The organism is Bacillus pretiosus, assembly GCF_051294775.1.
GTDB lineage: Bacteria > Bacillota > Bacilli > Bacillales > Bacillaceae_G > Bacillus_A > Bacillus_A wiedmannii.
This window is the reverse complement of record NZ_JBPPHF010000659.1, coordinates 1-279: the sequence shown is the minus strand read 5'-3', so window position 1 is coordinate 279 and position 279 is coordinate 1. Positions and strand designations below refer to the sequence as shown.

Genomic DNA, 279 nt, shown 5'->3' with positions numbered 1-279 from the left:
CTTCTATTTCACTAATTTTTAATTGAAATTTCACGATCCAAACTGAGAAAAGGTGGACAAGAATCGCAACCGCCATACATGCTCCGCTTAAAAAAGTTAGTATAGGATGCGAATACACGTGCCCTAATCCATAAGATATCGCCACGAAAAACATTGTTATGTAAATATAAATTGCTCCATGTATTTGCCTCATATTAACCTCCGTTTCCCATATTATAACATAAATTTTCTGATTATTCACATTAATCTCTTGTAATCAATATTTCTCAACTGTTACAC

General features: G+C 33.0%; 1 protein-coding gene. It reads right to left on the bottom strand.

Going from position 1 to position 279, the window contains the following annotated elements; all coding sequences use genetic code 11:
- Positions 1–193: hypothetical protein (locus tag ACSG5Z_RS32580; RefSeq protein ID WP_435713006.1), on the bottom strand; the 193-nt coding region annotated here is incomplete at its 3' end.
- Positions 194–279: the final 86 nt, after the last annotated feature.